We start from the raw sequence: 16,653 nt of genomic DNA, 5'->3' as shown, positions 1-16,653 counted from the left end.
TCAGGGCCTCGATTCGGGCCGCTGTTGCCGCGGCCGCAGCCACGACCCGCGCGCGAGTCGCTCGCGCAGCCGGTCGAGATACAGATAGATCACGGGCGTCGTATAGAGCGTGAACACCTGGCTGATCAACAGCCCGCCCATCACCGTCACGCCGAGCGGCTGGCGCAGCGACGCGCCCTGGCCGATCGCGAACGCGAGCGGCAGCGCGCCGAGCACGGCCGCGGCCGTCGTCATCATGATCGGCCGCAGGCGCCGCACGGCCGCCTCGTGAATCGCGCGCCGCGCGTCGACGCCCTCGTCGCGCTGCAGCGCGATCGCGACGTCGACCATCATGATCCCGTTCTTCTTCACGATGCCGATCAGCAGGATGAAGCCGATCAGCGAGATCACCGAGAACGGCACGCCGAACACGAGCAGGGCCAGCGTCGCGCCGATGCCGGCCGACGGCAGCGTCGACAGGATCGTCAGCGGGTGGATCGTGTTTTCGTACAGCACGCCGAGCACGATGTAGACTACCACGAGCGCCGCGACGATCAGCAGCGGCACCGCACCCATCGAGTTCGTGAACGCCTGCGCGGCCCCTGCGAAGCCGCCGTGCACCGACGCGGGCATGCCGATCGACTGCTCGGCGTCGGCGATCGCGACGGCCGCGTCGCTCAGCGACCCGTTGGCCGGCAGGTTGAACGAGATCGTCGCCGCGACGAGGCCGCCCTGGTGGTTCACCTGCGTGGCGGTGTGGCTGTTCGCGAACATCGCGAGCGCGGCGAGCGGCACCATCGTTTCCGCCGACGTGCTGTCCGCGCTGCCGGTCGAGCTGCCGCCCTTGCTGTTCGCGATGCTGTTGGTGGATGCGTTCGCTTCCGCGTTCGCGTTCTGCGCATTGGTCGTGCCGCCCGCGCCCGCCGTCGCGACGCCGACCGCCGCGCCGGTCGCGAGCGTCGCGGCGGCGGCCGGGACGGTGGCCGACGGATACTGCGTCTGCGCGGTGCCGTTCGCGTTGCCCGCCGCGGTGCTCGCGAAGATCCGGCCGAGCGATGACGGGAACTGCCAGTACGGCGGCGCGACTTCCATCACGACGAAGTACTGGTTCAACTGGTTGTAGATCGTGGAAACGGTGCGCTGGCCGAACGCGTCGTACAGCACGTTGTCGATCTGGTTCGGGTCGAAGCCGAAGCGTTTCGCGGTCGCGCGGTCGATCGTCACCATCGTCTGCAGCCCGTGCTGCTGCAGGTCGGAGTTCACGTCGACGAGCTGGCCGCGCCGCCGGTTCAATTCGTCGACGAGCCGCGGCGTCCACGTATAGAGCGCCTGCGGATCGTCGCTCGTGAGCGTGTACTGGTATTCGGCGGCCGATTGCCGGCCGCCGATCCGCAGGTCCTGCTGCGCCTGCAGGAACAGGCGCGCGCCCGAGACGGCCGCGAGCTTCGGCCGCAGCCGGTTGACGACCTCGGTGGCCGACGCGTGGCGCTGCGCGAGCGGCTTCAGCGCGACGAACACGTTGGCCGTGTTCAACGCGCGCCCGCCGGTGAAGCCGGCGACCGCCGAGACGGCCGGGTCCTGCTGGACGATCGCCTGGAGCTGCGCGAGCTTGTGCCGCATCGCACCGAACGAGATGCTCTGGTCGGCGATGATCTGCCCCATCAGCGTGCCGTTGTCCTGCTCGGGGAAGAAGGTCGCGGGCAGCAGCCGGAACAGCAGCAGGTTGCCGGCGAGCAGCGCGATCAGCACGACGCCGACGAGCGGCGCGCGGTCGAGCACCGCGTCGAGCGAGCGGGCGTACGCGTCGCGCAGCCCGTCGAGCACGGCGGCGATACGGGCGCCGACGCGCGACGGCGCGGCGTGTGCGCTGCGCCGGCTCAGCACGTACGCGCACATCGTCGGCGTGACGGTCAGCGAGATCACCATCGACAGCAGGATCGCGATCGACAGCGTGACCGCGAACTCGTGGAACAGCAGGCCGACGATGCCGGGCATCAGCAGGATCGGCAGGAACACGGCGATCAGCGACAGGCTCATCGACACGACCGTGAACGCGACTTCCGCGCTGCCGCGCAGCGCCGCCTCCTTCGGCGCATGGCCGGCCTCGAGAAAGCGCGTGACGTTCTCGAGCACGACCACCGCGTCGTCGACGACGAAGCCGGTGCCGATCGTCAGCGCCATCAGCGACAGGTTGTCGATGCTGTAGCCGAGCAGGTACATCGGGCCGAACGTGCCGACGATCGACAGCGGCAGCGCGACGGCCGGGATCAGCGTCGCGCGCGGCGACAGCAGGAACACGAACACGACGCCCACGACCAGCAGCACCGCGATGCAGAGCGTGCGCTCGGTGTCGTCGACCGACGCGTTGATCGACTGCGAATGGTCGACCGCGATGCCGACGCGCACCGAGCCCGGCAACGCGGCCTCGATCACGGGCAGGCGCTCGCGGATCTGCTGCACGGTGTTCACGACGTTGCTGCCCGGCTCCGGAAACACGATCACGAGCACGGCCTGCTTGCCGTTGTAGAGCCCCGCGTTGCGCACGTTCTCGTTCGAATCGAGCACCTGCGCGACGTCGTGCAACTGCACGGCCGCGCCGTTGCGGTAGGCGACGACGAGGTCGCGGTACGGCGCGGCCGTGCCGATCTGGTCGTTGGACAGGATCTCGTAGCGATGGCCGTCCTGGTCGAGATGGCCTTTCGGGCTGTCCGCGTTCGCCGCGCCGAGCGACGCGCGCACGTCCTCGAGGCCGATGCCGTAGCTGTTCAGCTTGCCGGGGTTCAGCTCGACGCGCACCGACGGCAGCGCGCCGCCGCCGAGCGTGATCTGCCCGACCCCCTTGATCTGCGAGAGCTGCTGCTGGATCACCGAATCCGCGGAATCGTAGAGCTGCGCGGAGGTCAGCGTGTCGGAAGTCAGCGCGAGCACCATCACCGGCGCGTCGGCCGGGTTGTATTGCCGGTAGGTGGGGTTCGAGCGCAGCGTGGTGGGCAGGTCGGCGCGCGCGGCCTGGATCGCGGCCTGCACGTCGCGCGCGGCGCCGTTGATGTCGCGGTCGAGGCCGAACTCGATCACGATCATCGACGAGCCCGTGTAGCTCATCGACGTGAGTTCCTCCACGTCCGCGATCGTTTCGAGCCGGCGTTCGAGCGGCTCGGCCACCGTCGACGCCATCACGTCCGGGCTGGCGCCGGCCATGTTCGCCTGCACGACGATCACCGGATACGCGACGTTCGGCAGCGGCGCGACCGGCATCCGGAAGTACGCGAGCGCGCCGGACAGCAGGATCGCGATCGCCATCAGCGTCGTGGCGACCGGCCGGTTGATGAACAGGGCCGCCGGGTTCACGGCGCGCTCCCGCCGTCCGGCGCTGCGGCGCCGGCGCCCGCCGCGTCACGCCGGCGCCGCAGCGCCGCGGCCATCCGGTCGAACAGCAGGTACACCACCGGCGTGGTGAACAGCGTGAGGAGCTGGCTCAGCGCGAGCCCGCCGATGATCGCGAGGCCGAGCGGGCGGCGCAGCTCGGACCCCGTGCCGGTGCCGACCAGCATCGGCAGCGCGCCGAGCATCGCGGCGAAGGTCGTCATCAGGATCGGCCGGAAGCGCAGCAGCGACGCCTCGAAGATCGCGTCGGCCGGCGTCTTGCCGTGCTCGCGTTCCGCTTCGAGCGCGAAGTCGACGATCATGATCGCGTTCTTCTTCACGATGCCGATCAGCAGCACGATGCCGATGATGCCGATCACGTCGAGATCCGCGCCCGCGATCATCAGCGCGAGCAGCGCGCCGATCCCGGCGGACGGCAGCGTCGACAGGATCGTGACCGGATGGATGAAGCTCTCGTACAGCACGCCGAGCACGATGTAGACGGCGACGAGCGCGGCGATCAGCAGATAGACCTCGCTCGACAGCGAATCCTCGAACGCGGCCGCCGCGCCCTGGAACGACGACTGGATCGACGGCGGCAGCGCCGCGTCGCGCTCGACGCGCCGCACGTCGGCGACGGCCGCGCTCAGCGACGCGCCGTTCGCGAGATTGAACGACACCGTGACCGCCGGGAACTGCGCGAGATGGCGGATCGCGAGCGGCGTCTTCACGAGCCGTACGGTCGCGATCTGGCTGAGCGGCACCTGGCCGCTGCTGCTCGTCTGGCTCGGCAGGTAGAGGTTGCCGAGCGACGCGACGTTCGGCATCGTCTCGGGCTTCGCGACCAGGATCACGCGGTACTGGTTCGACTGCTCGAAGATCGTCGACACGATGCGCTGGCCGAGCGAATCGTACAGCGCGTTGTCGATGGTGGCCGGCGTGATCCCGTAGCGTGCGGCCGCCTGGCGGTCGACGTCCACCTGCACGCCGAGCCCGTCGACGTCGAGATCGCTCTGCACGTCGGTGATCGAGCGCACCTGCTTCAGCTTCGCGACCAGCGCGGGCACCACCTGCTGCAGCGCCTGCCGGCTCGGGCCGCGCAGCACGAAGCGGTACTGGTTCGGCGACAGCGTCGTGTCGAGCGTCAGGTCCTGCACCGGCTGCAGGTAGAGCCGCACGCCCGGTACGCCGGCCGTTTCCTGCTGCAGCCGCCGCGCGATCGCCGCCGCGCTCTCCGCGCGGTCGCCGTGCGGGCGCAGGTTGATCAGGAAGCGACCGTTGTTCAGCGTCGCGTTGACGCCGTCGATCCCGACGTACGACGTGAGCGACGCGACATCCGGGTCCTTCAGCAGCGCATCGGCCAGTTGCGACTGGCGCTCGACCATCGCCGCGTACGACACCGACGTGTCGGCCACGCTGATCCCCTGGATCGTGCCGACGTCCTGCACGGGGAACAGCCCCTTCGGGATCGCCACGTAGAGGATCAGCGTCAGCGCGAGCGTCCCGAGCGCCACGACGAGCGTCAGCGTCTGGTGCCGCAGCACCCAGGTCAGCGCGCGCGAATAGGCCGCGAGCGTGCGATCGAAGATCCGTTCGCTGAAGCGCTCGAAGCGGCTCGGCTGCGACTCCGACTGCGCATGCAGGATGCGCGCGCACAGCATCGGCACGACCGTCAGCGACACGACCGCGGAAATCAGGATCGTCACCGCGAGCGTGACCGCGAACTCGCTGAACAGGCGGCCGATCACGCCGCCCATGAACAGCAGCGGGATCAGCACAGCGATCAGCGACACCGTCAGCGACAGGATCGTGAAGCCGATCTGCCCGGCGCCCTCCAGCGCGGCGTCGAGCGGCCGCATGCCCTGCTCGATGTAGCGCACGATGTTCTCGATCATCACGATCGAATCGTCGACCACGAAGCCGGTCGCGATGATCAGCGCCATCAGCGACAGGTTGTCGATCGAGTAGTGCAGCTCGTACATCGCGGCCACCGTGCCGATCAGCGACACGGGCACCGCGATGCTCGGGATCAGCGTCGCCGGCAGGTTGCGCAGGAACACGAAGATCACCATCACGACCAGCGCGACGGCCAGCACGAGTTCGGTCGCGGCGTCGAACACCGACGCGCGGATCACGCCGGTGCCGTCGCCGACGATCTGCACGTGCATGCCGGCCGGCAGCGTCGCCTCGAGCGCGGGGAGCTGCCGCTTGATGCGGTCGACGGTCGCGATCACGTTTGCGCCCGGCTGGCGCTGCACGTTCAGCACGATCGCCGGCGTGCGGTTCAGCCACGCGCCGCGCTCGATGTCCTGCGGCGCCTGCGACACGCGCGCGACGTCGCCGAGGAACACCGGCGCGCCGTTCTGGTACGCGATCACCGTGCGCAGGTACGCGGCCGGATCGGTGATCTGGTCGTTGGAATTGATCGTGTAGTCGAGATCGGGGCCGTCGAAGTTGCCTTTCGGCTGGCTGACGTTCACGTTCGCGAGCAGCGTGCGCAGATCGTCGATGTTCAGCCCGTACGCGGCGAGCTTGTGCGGATCGGCTTCGACGCGCACGGCCGGCACGTGGCCGCCCGCCGTCGTGACGAGGCCGACGCCCGGCACTTCGGAAATCTTCGTCGCGAGCCGGTTGTTCGCGGTGTCCTGCAGCTGCGTGAGCGACATCGAGTTCGACGTGACCGCGAGCGTGAGCACGGGCTGGTCGGCCGGGTTCACCTTCGCGTAGGTCGGCGGCGCGGGCAGGCCGCTCGGCAGGTAGCTGTTCGATGCGTTGATCGCCTGCTGGACGTTCTGCTCGGCGACGTCGAGGCTGACCGACAGGTCGAACTGCAGCGTGATGACCGACGCGCCCTCCGAGCTGTACGAGATCATCTGCTGCAACCCGGGGATTTCGCCGAGCTGGACCTCGAGCGGCGCGGTGACGGTGGTTGCCATCACGTCGGGGCTCGCGCCGGGGTAGAAGGTCTGCACCTGGATCGTCGGGTAGTCGACGTCGGGCAGCGACGACACCGGCAGGAAGCGCACCGCGACCGCGCCGGCCAGCACGAGCGCGATCGTCAGCAGCAGCGTCGCGACCGGCCGCAGGATGAAAAGGCGGGAGAGGTTCATCGTATCGGGCGCCGCGGATCGTCAGGCGGCGCCGGACGCGCCGGGTGCGGCCGATGCCGCGCCTGCCGCGGCGGGCCGGTGGCCGGCATGATGCGACGCGGCCGCCGCCGGGGCGCCCGATGCCGCCTGGGCCCCGCCGGCCCGGTTCGACGCGATGCGGATCGCCGCGCCGTCGCTGAGCCGGTCGACGCCGTCGGTGACGACCTGCTGCCCCGCCGCGAGCCCGGCAACGATCGCGGTGGTGCGCCCGTCGCTGGGCCCGAGCGTGACCTTGTGCACCGAGACCGTCCGGTTCGCATTGACGAGATACACGTAGTCGCCCGGCGCGCCGTTCTGCACCGCGGCCGTCGGCACGAGCACCGCGTCGTGCAGCGTATCGACGCCGAGCCTGACGTTGACGAATTCGTTCGGGAACAGCGCTTCGTCGTCGTTCGCGAACGTCGCGCGCAACGTGACGGTGCCGGTGGCGGTCGCCATCTGGTTGCCGATCGCATACAGCGTACCGGTGGCGACCTGCTTGTCGTCGTCGCTCGAATAGACGGTCACCGGCAGTTTCGCGCCCGCGCCGACGCGCCGGATCACGGCCGACAGCGCGTTCTGCGGCACCGTGAACTGCACGGTCATCGGTTTCATCTGGGTGATCACGACGATGCCCGTCGTGCTCGACGACGTCACGTAGTTGCCCGGGTCGACGAGCCGCAACCCGACGCGGCCCGCCACCGGCGCGGTGATGTGGCAATAGGCGAGATCGAGGTCGTATTGGGCGATGTTCGCGCGATCGGCCTGGGTGGCCGCCTCGTCCTGCTGGACGGTGAACTGCGCGTCCTGATAGGTCTGCTCGGCGATCGACTTGTGCTCGGCGAGCTGCGCGTAGCGCGCGAGATCGGCGCGCGCCTGCGCCAGGCTCGCCTGGTCCTTCGCGAGCTGGGCCTGCGCCTGCTGCTTGCTGATCTGGTACTGGCGCGGATCGATCTGCGCGAGGAACTGGCCCTTGGCGACTTCCTCGCCTTCGTGATAGCCGACCTCGGTCAGGTAGCCGCTCAGTTGCGGCAGCACCGTCACGGTCGCGACCGGCGTGACCGTGCCGAGTTCGTTCAGCACGACCGGCATGTCGCCCGTCGTCGCGGTCGCGACGCTGACGACCTGGGCCGACGTCGAGCGAACCGGCTTCGACTGGCGCAGCAGGTGAAAGACGATCAGCGCGACCGGGACGGCCAGCGCGACGACGACGATCCAGCGGCGCGCACGGCGGCGCGGCGGCGGTGCGGAACCCGGTTCGCTCATGTCCGTCTCCGGAACGGGCGGCGCATTGCGCTACGAGCTGACATGGGGGCACTCCCGAGGGTGGCGATGGCTGATGCGGAAAGACCGGGCCGGCCGCGTTGCGGCCGGGTCGAGGCATGGACCGGCGCCGCGTGCGGGCGCACGCGGCGTACGGTTGCCGTCGATGTCGTGACGGGGAAAGCGGGGCGGGTGCGGCGGGCGGGTCGCCCGCCGCGTGACGCGGCTTACCAGCGGTGGTGCGCGGCCCAGTCGCGCCGGCCCCACCAGCGGCGGCCGTCCCAGTACCGGTCGCCATGCCAGCCGAGCGTGATGCCGATCGCGGGCACCATCACGGGCGCGGCCACGACAGGCGGGGCATAGACCACCGGGGGCGGCGGCGCGACGTACACGGGCGCCGGCGCGACATAGACCGGGGCGGGCGCGGCTATGCCGAAACCGATCGAAACGCCGGCCATCGCCGGCTGTGCGGAAAGGCATGCGACCAGCATGCCCGAGCCGACCAGGGCCCATTGTTTCGCGTTCATCGTTGCACCTCATTGCGCTGGGAACGCTTTTAATCTAGTGGAAGGCCGGGGCAATGGGAATTACAGGGGCGTAACGCTCGATTTCGAAAAATAGCGGGGCCGGGCGCGCGGCGTCCGGAGGCGGCTCCCGGGCCGGCCGGCCGATCGCCGGGTCGGCTCGTCGCGGTCGGCGCGCGTGCGCCCAAATGTTTGATGGAAAAAGGCTTTCGCGGCGCCCGGCGCGGGCGCCGCGAAAGTCGCCGGCAGGGGCCGGGCAGGCCCGACATCCGGCTGTCAGCCGGCTGTCGGTAATATGCCGAGATCAATTTCGGGCGGGAACGCGCGCCAGCCGGCCCGTGGCGGCCCGTTCCGGTGCGATCAGGCCGGCCCGGGCACGTCCGTTCCGGCATCGGGCGCCGCGGCCGCGATGCGCGCGCGCTTCAGCGCATCCGCCAGTTTCTCGATCGCCGGCAGATTCAGCGCGTCGAGGTGCTCGCGCACCTGCCGCACGAAGGCCGCGTAACCGTGCTCCTCCGAATATCGGCCGAGCCAGGCCTCGATATCCGTGAGCCGCCCGTGGCCGGCAAGCCGGACCAGCGTGTCCAGCGCATCGGCGGGCGGGCCGTCCATCGCGGGCGCGGCGCGCGCCGGGACGGCAGCGTCGTCGCCCGGGCCGAACCGCCGGAGCAGCTCTGCCGCCGGCACGATCGCATGCCCGACGGCCGGCGCGACGATCGCGAACGAGAACGCCGTGCCGACGCCCGGCTCGCTCGCCACGGCCAGCTCGCCGCCCATCGCGGCGACGATGCGCTGCGCGATGAACAGGCCGAGCCCGGTTCCGCCGTTGACGGCCTGGACCTGCTGGTACGCGCGGAAGATGTCGCGGTGCTCGTCGATGTCGATCCCGATGCCGGTATCGGCGACCTCGAACAGCAGGTGCCACGCATCGCCCGCGCGCGCCGCGTGAACCGACAGCGTGACCGTGCCGTCGCGCGTGAATTTCGATGCGTTCGACAGCAGGTTGAGCAGGACCTGCTGCAGCCGCGTCCCGTCGATCGACACCGTGCGCGGCAGCGGCGTGGCCGGCCGGTAGACGAACCGGTTGTCCTGCTGCGCGCCCAGCGCGACCGCGTAGTGGCCGATGTCGTCGAGCAGGCCGGGCAGGTCGGTCGTGTCCGGGGTGAGGCCGAGCGGCTGCAGTTCGGCCTTCGTGAACGCGAGCAGTTCGTCGATCAGCGCGAGCTGATAGCGGATGCTGCGGTCGATCGAACGGATCAGCCGCGCCTGGCCATGCGTCGCATCCTGCAGCAGCAGCTTCGCGTAGCCGTTGATCGTCGACAGCGGCGCGCGCAGGTCGTGGCTCACGTAGCCGAGCGTCTCGATCTTCTGCTGCATGTGGGTCGTCACCTGCTGCAGCGCATCGTTGAGCGCCACCGTGCGGCGCGCGACCTCGTCGCGCAGGCGCTCCTGCTCGGTGAGCTGCCAGTGTTCGAGCCGCTGCCTCGCCTCGGTGCGCTGGCGGCCCACGTGATGGATCCAGGCGGCCAGCACCAGCAGGTGCGTGGCGAGCCCGACGATCGTGATGACGGGGTTCGGGTAGATGTCGGACTTGAGCCACGCAAGCGCCGGCGGCAGCATGTTCATGCCGTCGAGCACGCGCATCAGCATGTTGAAGGTGGCGAACCCGATGGCGACCAGCATGACGCGGCCGGTTGGCGTCCGGCGGATCGCGAGCATCAGCGCGATGCTGATGTTGACGATCCCGAGCACCGCGTTCAGTCGCAGGCAGAACCATGTGAAGGTCAGCAGGTCGCCGCATGCGGCGCCGGCCATGCCGATGCATTCGAGCGCGAGGAACGCCGCGTAGACCGCGCGCATCGGCAGCCTCGCCTGCTCGCGCCGGGCGACCGTCAGGATGAAGACGATGAAGCATGCGACCGCCAGGTACGCGAAGATCACCTCGCCGCGCGCCGACCATTCCCGCAGCGCGGCAGGCAAGGCCATCGCCACGTAGCCGCGGTAGGCCGCTTCGAACAGCGTCGTGCCGAGCGCCAGCGCGGCCAGCACGTGAAACACGCCGCTGCGCGAAAAGAACCCGATCAGCAGCGCGCACCAGGCGAGCGCGAGCAGGCCGCCGAAGAAGCCGAACTCCCACATCGTCGCGCGTCGTTCCAGCGCGTCCCATGCCGCGCGGGTGAACGCGGCCGGCGCGAGCCGCATTTCCTTGCGCGACGTCACGCGGATCAGCACGGAGACGCTTTCGCCGGCGCGCAACGTGACGTCGAGCGCCGGGTAGCGCGACGGTTGTCGCGCCGCATCGCCGGCGGCGTCGGCCGGGAAGCGGCCGGCGAGCGTCCACCGGCCGTTCCGGTCGACAAGGAAGTCGGCCTGGTCGACGCGTGCGTCGCGAATCGCCAGCACCAGCGGATGCGCGACGCTGTCGCGGTTGGTCAGCATCGCGCGAATCCACCATGCGGACCGCGAGAACGCGACGTTGTACGACGCGGCGCCCGCGACGGGCGCGCCTTGCGCCGGATCGTCGAGCCGCGCGGCGACCTGATCGGCCGACAGGGTCGTGGTCGCATCCTCGAATACCGCCACGTGTTCGAGTTGCGCGACGTCTGGCGCTGCGGCGGCGCGGGCCGTTGCGCAGCCAACCGCCATCGCGAACAGGAGCAGCCACATCGCGCCGCATCCGGCGGCCCATGCCGCGCAGCGCCTACGCATCGTGACGGTGCGTCCGGGGCGTGCCGGCCGCCTGGCGGTGGCGACGCAAGACGGATGGCGCGATGCGGGGGCGTTCGCGGAAGTCCGTCGGGAAATTGCCGGGTGTGGAAAGGGCGGTCTTTTCGGCGATGTCGCCGATCGCCGGCGGCACGTGGGTGTGGCGGCCGGCTGGCTGCCCGTCGAACGCGATGCGGATCGCGCGTCGCGTGGGCGGCGGGATGTCGGTCGGGAGCCGCAGGTCGGCCGGGCGATCGCCGACGACAGGCAGATGGACGTCGACGAAACCCGGCGTGATGCGGGGCAACGCCGGACTGAACGAGCGGGATGACATGGTGGCGGACGCGCTGGAAGGATGGCCGGTCAGGGAGAAAGCATCTCGGGCTGCTCAATGGTTGCGAAAAATTATATGCCGGTGATTGCGCCGGCTGCGAGGATTCCGTGCGGCTCGCGGGGGCTTGCACGATGAGGTGCTGCACGTTGGTGGCCGCAATGGGCGGCTGGAAAGAACCGACGTGGGAAAACATGCCGGATTTGTTTTATGAATCCGGTTTTTGTTGTCGGGTTCGTTGTGTTTGGCCCGGGTTTTGAGGGTAATGGGTGTGTTTTGCCGTGCATTGACGGGTTGATGCGGTCAATGTGAAGCGCGATGAAAAATCGTGCGGCTGGCTGGAATCTTGTTTTTGTTGTCCGGAGGTAATCGGATTTGTATCGGCATGCGTGAATGTAAAGGCCGTCTGTCCGGGAAAAGGTTTTTTCCGCTCGGGAAAATGTCGGCCCGGCCCGATGCGCAGGCACTCGTCTCCGTGCGGCTGGAGGCGATTCTTTCGAGGCCCGACGGGTGTTCGGACGACTGGCCGCAGTCGCGTCGCGCGGCATGCGATATCCATTCAACTTCGAACGACGAGATTCCCGGGATTCGGGGAGGCGGCAGTGCATGAAGAACCGGTACGCGGGTAATGAAAATTTCGGGCATTCGACGAATGCGTTGCCGGATGAAGTCATTCGACGGATCGTGAAAATTTCCCGGTGTGATGCACTGATCTGGATGACATGGTCAAGAAAAATGGCTCGATGAATGCGGTGCGGCGGCATTCGAAAATTCGTCGATTGTGTTCCGGAAAACGGGGAAATGCGGTCGATGGCCGGACGGGGAAGGTGAGTGGCTGCGCGTGAGTTGCCTGATGGTTCGAGTCGCCAGATTTGAGTTGTTTATTCAGTAATCCAATATGAATAAAGATATGTCGGAGACCGGGATGAGCATGGTCTATCCGGCCGGCAACCTGTGTCACGACGCAGTCGGGGCAGGCGTGGGGCATTGCGATGCTCCCGGAGAACAGCCACTGGATCTACGAGAAGGTCGTTTCGGCCAACACGCACGGCGCGTCCGGCACTGTGGTCAGCTCCGATCATCAGTGATGAACCGCAGACGCGCGCCGATGGATGCAAACGGAATCGGTGAGGCTTCGACCGCACGGGCACGAACGATACGAACGATACGAACGATACGAACGGATCGCCGGGCCGGAGCCGCCCGATTCATCAACGGACAAGCCGGCGCCCGGCCATCGGCGCCCCGTCAGTGCCTGATCACGCAGACGGCCACGATTTCGTATCCGGGATCGGCGTGTGCGTGCGCCGCTTTTTCCGCTTCTTCATACGAACGAAACGACGTGGCATCTTCGACTGCCGGCGCCATGCCGATATCGCCGTCTTCGGCGGTACAGAGGAACTGTTCGCCGGTCTTCACGACGTAGATGGACATCATGATTCCCTCCATGGTTTGCAGGGGGAAATTTCAGTCTAGCAGGCCGAAGGAGGGACGGACGGCTCACTGTGACCGGTTCGCGAGACGGGCGCCGGCGGCATTTCCGCAGCGTGTGTCTATGCGTCGTTCCGGCGACGGATCGGGATTCGCCCGCGCGCGCTGCGGCGCATACGCCTGGACGCTACGGCGAGCCGCCGACCCGGAGCGGTTTCCCGATCCGGCATCGCGCGAAGGTCCTGCTTCACGTTCTCCGACCGCCCCGGATCGGCCTGCTCGCAACGGGCGCGGAAAGCCGTGCACAATACCGCCATGCACGCCCCAGACCTTGAACATCTCGTTACCGTGACCATGCCCTTCGGAAAGTACAAGGGCCGACTCATTGCCGACCTGCCCGGCAACTACCTGAACTGGCTGGCCCGCGAAGGATTTCCGCGCGGCGAACTCGGCCGGCAGCTCGCGCTGATGCACGAAATCGATCACAACGGCCTGAGAGACCTGCTGGAGCCGCTGCGCAAACGCGGATAGCGTCGTCAGTCGGCCGCGATCGGTGCCGCGAGCCATTCGGCGCGAATCAAACCGGCCGTTCTTGCCGGCGGTAGTTGCGGTTGCTGCGACGACAGCGCGCCCCGCAGATACCCGCGTCGTCCGTTCCAGGCGACCGCATCGGCTTCATCGCCGTAAACCAGAAGATTCCGGGCGCATGGTAGCGGTTCCCGTCTGCCGGCTGGATCGAGGAATCCACGCCCGGCGTTGCGCATGCCGGCTGCACGGAACACCGGATCGCATGACCGGCCACGCGGTACGCTCGCCGCCACGAGCCACGAGCCACGAGCCACGAGCCACGAGCCACGAGCCACGAGCCAAGAGCCAAGAGCCAAGAGCCAAGAGCCAAGAGTCGCGCAGGCTGCGCCAAGGATCATCCATGTGCGATCACCGCATGGCTGCGGGTGACATAAAATAGAAAACGCTCCCGCGTGAGGGAGCGGATGGCAGAAAAGGGGTGCCAACATGAGACGCCTTTATTTCCTCGTGCCCGATACGCTGATGGCGAAGGCGATCGTCGACGATTTGCTGCGCGCACGTATCATCTGGCGCCATATCCACGTTCTCGCCGACCACAGCGTCACACTCGATCAGTTGCCCGAAGCATCGTTGCTGCAAAGCAGCGATGTCGTTCATGCGCTCGAGCGCGGCGTGGCGCTCGGCGGCGCGACGGGTGCGCTCATCGGCCTGGTCGCGCTGGTGTTCCCGCCCGCGGAACTCGTGATCGCGGGCGGCGCCGTCGTCGCCCTGACGCTGGCGGGCGCGGGCTTCGGGGCGTGGACGGCCGCGATGATCGGCATCGCCGAGCCGAACGGCCGGCTCCAGCGGTTTCGCGAAGCCATCCGGGAAGGCCAGATCCTGATCATGGCCGACGTCCCGGCGTTGCGGGAGCAGGAAATCGAGCAGATGGTCGCCCAGCATTTTCCGAAGGCGGACCTCGAAGGCGCCGAGCCGACGACCCCGATCTTCCCCTGACGCGCGAAGGCCGGCCTTTCCGGCCCCGGGCGCGCCGTCGCCCAGTCGCAATCGCGGACGGCGTGCCGATGCGTCCCGATGCGTTCGGCCCCGGCGTTGCCGCACGGTTCGCGCAGCCGCCGTCCGGCGAGGCGGGCCGTATTCGTCAGCGCGCACCGGTCGTGCGCGTCGCCCGATGAGCGAACCGGACAACGCCGCGCCGCGTTGCCAGCCGACACGCCGATGCAGAGCCGCGAGCGGAACGCCGCGGTGCCGCGCAACGTGCGGGCCGGTTCGCCGGCTGCGGACGCGCCGCGAACTGCCATTCCGGATCGCGCAGGAAGCCCGCGCCCGACGCGCATCGCGCCTTCCGAACCCGAGTGCCGGCGTGGAATCGTCGGCGAGGAGGTCGTATGGAACTGCACATTCAATCCCATCATTGGGCGCGTCGCACGCCCGACTGGGTCGCCGCCGCCGTGGCCGGCCTTGCGGGCGGCGCGCTGGTGATCGTGCTGGAATTCTTCTGGTCGACCCTGGTGCTCGGCGAGAGCCCGTGGCAGCCGACCCACAAGATCGCGGCGATGGTGATGGGCCGCAGCGCGCTCGGTCAGCTGTCGCAATTCAGTCTCGAGATCGTGGCGATGGCGCTGCTGCTGCACTACGTGCTCGGCGCGATCATGGGGATGATGCTCGCCGCGATCATGGCGCCGTTTCGCTTCGATTCGAGCGTGGGCATGGAGGCCGTGATCGGGCTGGCGTTCGGGATCGTCGCGTACGGATGGAACTTTTACGTGATGACGGCCGTGTTCCCGTGGTTCGTCTCGGAGCGGGGTTCCGGACCGTTGCTGGCGAACCTGCTGTTCGGCGTGGTGGCGGCCGTCGCCTACGGCAAGCTGGAACGATGGCGCAATCCGGGCGAGGCGGGCTGACGCGCCGCCGCCGTTCCTGCCGCAGCGCGATTGAACACCCGGCGCCCTCGCGAGGCAGCCACTCGCGCGACGCGTGCCGGACGCGGCCGTGGCGCACGGCTTCGCCGCGCGTGACGCCGCCGTCCGGGCGGCTTGCGCAACGGCGCGACGCTTCCGCCGCTGCCTTGCGAGACGCGGCGGCGCGGACTACCTTTGGTATGGAGCCGTCGTTGAAAACGCGTGGCGCAGCGGTCCCGGCAGACGCGCCGACGCAGACGAATACACGGTGCGACGAGGCCGCACGCCGCCGCCGGGAGCGTCGTGCCGGCGGCTCCGGCGAGTGACACGCAACGAGGCGGCTTATGGCGCTTGCGATTGCCCTGATCCTGATCGTCGTCCTGGCGGTGGGGTTTCACTTTGCCAGCCCCTGGTGGATCACGCCGATCGCGTCGAACTGGGTGCGCATGGACGACATGCTGACGATCACGCTCGTCATCACCGGCGCATTCTTCATCGCGATCAACCTGTTCATCGTGGTGGCGCTGCTGCGCTATCGCCATCGCGGCGGCCATCGCGCCGCGTACGAGCCGCACAACAAGCGGCTGGAATGGTGGCTGATCGGCCTGACTGCCGCCGGCGTGGCGGCGTTGCTCGCGCCGGGCCTGTTCGTCTACGCGGACTACGTACGGCCGCCGCACGGGGTGCTGCAGATGGAGGTGCTCGGCCAGCAATGGCAGTGGCGCTTCCGCTTCGCCGGCCCCGGCGGCAAGCTGGGCACGACGGACGTGCGCTACATCACCGACGACAACCCGTTCGGCCTCAATCCCGCCGACCCGAACGGTCAGGATAACTACCTGATCGAGACGCCCGAGGTGCACCTGCCGCTCAACCGGCCGATCCAGGTCCTCGCACGTTCGCGCGACGTGCTGCACGACTTCTACGTCCCGCCGTTCCGGGCCCGCATGAACATGGTGCCGGGCATGGTCACCACTTTCTGGTTCACGCCGACCCGGGCGGGGCGCTACGACATCCTGTGCGCGCAGCTCTGCGGCATCGGGCACTCGAGCATGCACGGCGTGGTGGTGGTGGAGGATGAAGCGTCGTTCCAGGGCTGGCTCGCGCGGCAGGCCACGTTCGCGCAGCGGCAGCAGGCCCGCGCGCAGGCCGCGCCTGCCGCCGCCGGCGGCAGCGCGGCGGCGCTGGTCGAACAGGGCCGCGCGCTCGCGGCGTCCAGGGGCTGCGTCGCGTGTCATACCGTGGACGGCAGCCCGCGCGTGGGGCCGACCTGGAAGGGCCTGTACGGCAAGACCGAAACGATGGCCGACGGCAGCACCGCGAAGGTGGACGAAGCCTATCTGCGCGCGTTCATCCGCGACCCGACGGCCCGCGTCGTGAAGGGCTACGCGCCGGTGATGCCGCACTTCGACCTGAGCGAGCCGGAGCTGGCCGCGCTGGTCGCCTATATCGAGGCGCAGGGCGGGCCGCCCGCCCGCACCGCCGCCCGGCCGTAGCGGAGC

11 protein-coding genes are annotated in these 16,653 nt (G+C 68.8%); 4 read left to right on the top strand and 7 right to left on the bottom strand.

Translation table 11 applies throughout. The annotated features are described in order from the left end of the window. The 7 genes from GQ57_RS28010 to GQ57_RS27980 all read right to left on the bottom strand — a co-directional run bounded on the left by GQ57_RS28010 (window position 1) and on the right by GQ57_RS27980 (window position 12,731). A complete protein-coding gene (locus tag GQ57_RS28010; protein ID WP_034199599.1) occupies window positions 1-3,327 on the bottom strand; it encodes an efflux RND transporter permease subunit in 3,327 nt (1,108 codons plus the stop codon). Further along, on the bottom strand, window positions 3,324-6,452 hold the full coding sequence (locus GQ57_RS28005; RefSeq protein WP_034199598.1) for an efflux RND transporter permease subunit: 3,129 nt from the start codon (window positions 6,450-6,452) through the stop codon (window positions 3,324-3,326). Before GQ57_RS28005 ends, GQ57_RS28010 begins: the two co-directional genes overlap by 4 nt. 21 nt (window positions 6,453-6,473) lie before the next feature. After that, a complete protein-coding gene (locus GQ57_RS28000; RefSeq protein WP_031397948.1) occupies window positions 6,474-7,736 on the bottom strand; it encodes an efflux RND transporter periplasmic adaptor subunit in 1,263 nt (420 codons plus the stop codon). Between the two features lie 224 nt (window positions 7,737-7,960). Then, on the bottom strand, window positions 7,961-8,224 hold the full coding sequence (locus GQ57_RS27995; protein WP_152601675.1) for a hypothetical protein: 264 nt from the start codon (window positions 8,222-8,224) through the stop codon (window positions 7,961-7,963). Between the two features lie 393 nt (window positions 8,225-8,617). Next, window positions 8,618-10,966, bottom strand: coding sequence for a sensor histidine kinase (locus GQ57_RS27990; RefSeq protein ID WP_034199597.1), 2,349 nt, complete (start codon window positions 10,964-10,966; stop codon window positions 8,618-8,620). After that, the gene (locus GQ57_RS27985; protein ID WP_152603369.1) at window positions 10,959-11,297 is read right to left on the bottom strand and encodes a hypothetical protein; all 339 of its coding nucleotides are present in this window, start codon (window positions 11,295-11,297) and stop codon (window positions 10,959-10,961) included. Before GQ57_RS27985 ends, GQ57_RS27990 begins: the two co-directional genes overlap by 8 nt. Before the next feature lie 1,245 nt (window positions 11,298-12,542). Next, the gene (locus GQ57_RS27980; RefSeq protein ID WP_031397944.1) at window positions 12,543-12,731 is read right to left on the bottom strand and encodes a hypothetical protein; all 189 of its coding nucleotides are present in this window, start codon (window positions 12,729-12,731) and stop codon (window positions 12,543-12,545) included. Between the two features lie 309 nt (window positions 12,732-13,040). On the opposite strand from GQ57_RS27980, the gene GQ57_RS27975 reads away from it, so the two are divergent. The 4 genes from GQ57_RS27975 to GQ57_RS27960 all read left to right on the top strand — a co-directional run bounded on the left by GQ57_RS27975 (window position 13,041) and on the right by GQ57_RS27960 (window position 16,647). Next, on the top strand, window positions 13,041-13,256 hold the full coding sequence (locus GQ57_RS27975) for a DUF3820 family protein (protein ID WP_031397943.1): 216 nt from the start codon (window positions 13,041-13,043) through the stop codon (window positions 13,254-13,256). Between the two features lie 483 nt (window positions 13,257-13,739). Continuing rightward, entirely contained in the window at window positions 13,740-14,249 is a 510-nt protein-coding gene (locus GQ57_RS27970) for a hypothetical protein (RefSeq protein ID WP_031397942.1), read from the top strand. A gap of 392 nt (window positions 14,250-14,641) precedes the next feature. Further along, entirely contained in the window at window positions 14,642-15,157 is a 516-nt protein-coding gene (locus GQ57_RS27965; RefSeq protein WP_034199595.1) for a hypothetical protein, read from the top strand. 341 nt (window positions 15,158-15,498) lie between these two features. Beyond that, a complete protein-coding gene (locus GQ57_RS27960; protein WP_031397940.1) occupies window positions 15,499-16,647 on the top strand; it encodes a cytochrome c oxidase subunit II in 1,149 nt (382 codons plus the stop codon). Window positions 16,648-16,653: the final 6 nt, after the last annotated feature.

Source organism: Burkholderia sp. MSh2 (assembly GCF_000731655.1).
Classification (GTDB): domain Bacteria; phylum Pseudomonadota; class Gammaproteobacteria; order Burkholderiales; family Burkholderiaceae; genus Burkholderia; species Burkholderia paludis.
This window is presented reverse-complemented; position numbering and strand designations above follow the sequence as displayed.

Bases quoted from the DNA above. Each gene is read 5' to 3' on its own strand.
- GQ57_RS28000 (WP_031397948.1), bottom strand. From the start codon at position 7,736: ATGAGCGAACCGGGTTCCGCACCGCCGCCGCGCCGCCGTGCGCGCCGC.
- GQ57_RS27995 (WP_152601675.1), bottom strand. From the start codon at position 8,224: ATGCTGGTCGCATGCCTTTCCGCACAGCCGGCGATGGCCGGCGTTTCG.
- GQ57_RS27985 (WP_152603369.1), bottom strand. From the start codon at position 11,297: ATGTCATCCCGCTCGTTCAGTCCGGCGTTGCCCCGCATCACGCCGGGT.
- GQ57_RS27990 (WP_034199597.1), bottom strand. From the start codon at position 10,966: ATGCGTAGGCGCTGCGCGGCATGGGCCGCCGGATGCGGCGCGATGTGG.
- GQ57_RS27970 (WP_031397942.1), top strand. From the start codon at position 13,740: ATGAGACGCCTTTATTTCCTCGTGCCCGATACGCTGATGGCGAAGGCG.
- GQ57_RS27965 (WP_034199595.1), top strand. From the start codon at position 14,642: ATGGAACTGCACATTCAATCCCATCATTGGGCGCGTCGCACGCCCGAC.
- GQ57_RS27980 (WP_031397944.1), bottom strand. From the start codon at position 12,731: ATGATGTCCATCTACGTCGTGAAGACCGGCGAACAGTTCCTCTGTACC.
- GQ57_RS28005 (WP_034199598.1), bottom strand. From the start codon at position 6,452: ATGAACCTCTCCCGCCTTTTCATCCTGCGGCCGGTCGCGACGCTGCTG.
- GQ57_RS27975 (WP_031397943.1), top strand. From the start codon at position 13,041: ATGCACGCCCCAGACCTTGAACATCTCGTTACCGTGACCATGCCCTTC.
- GQ57_RS27960 (WP_031397940.1), top strand. From the start codon at position 15,499: ATGGCGCTTGCGATTGCCCTGATCCTGATCGTCGTCCTGGCGGTGGGG.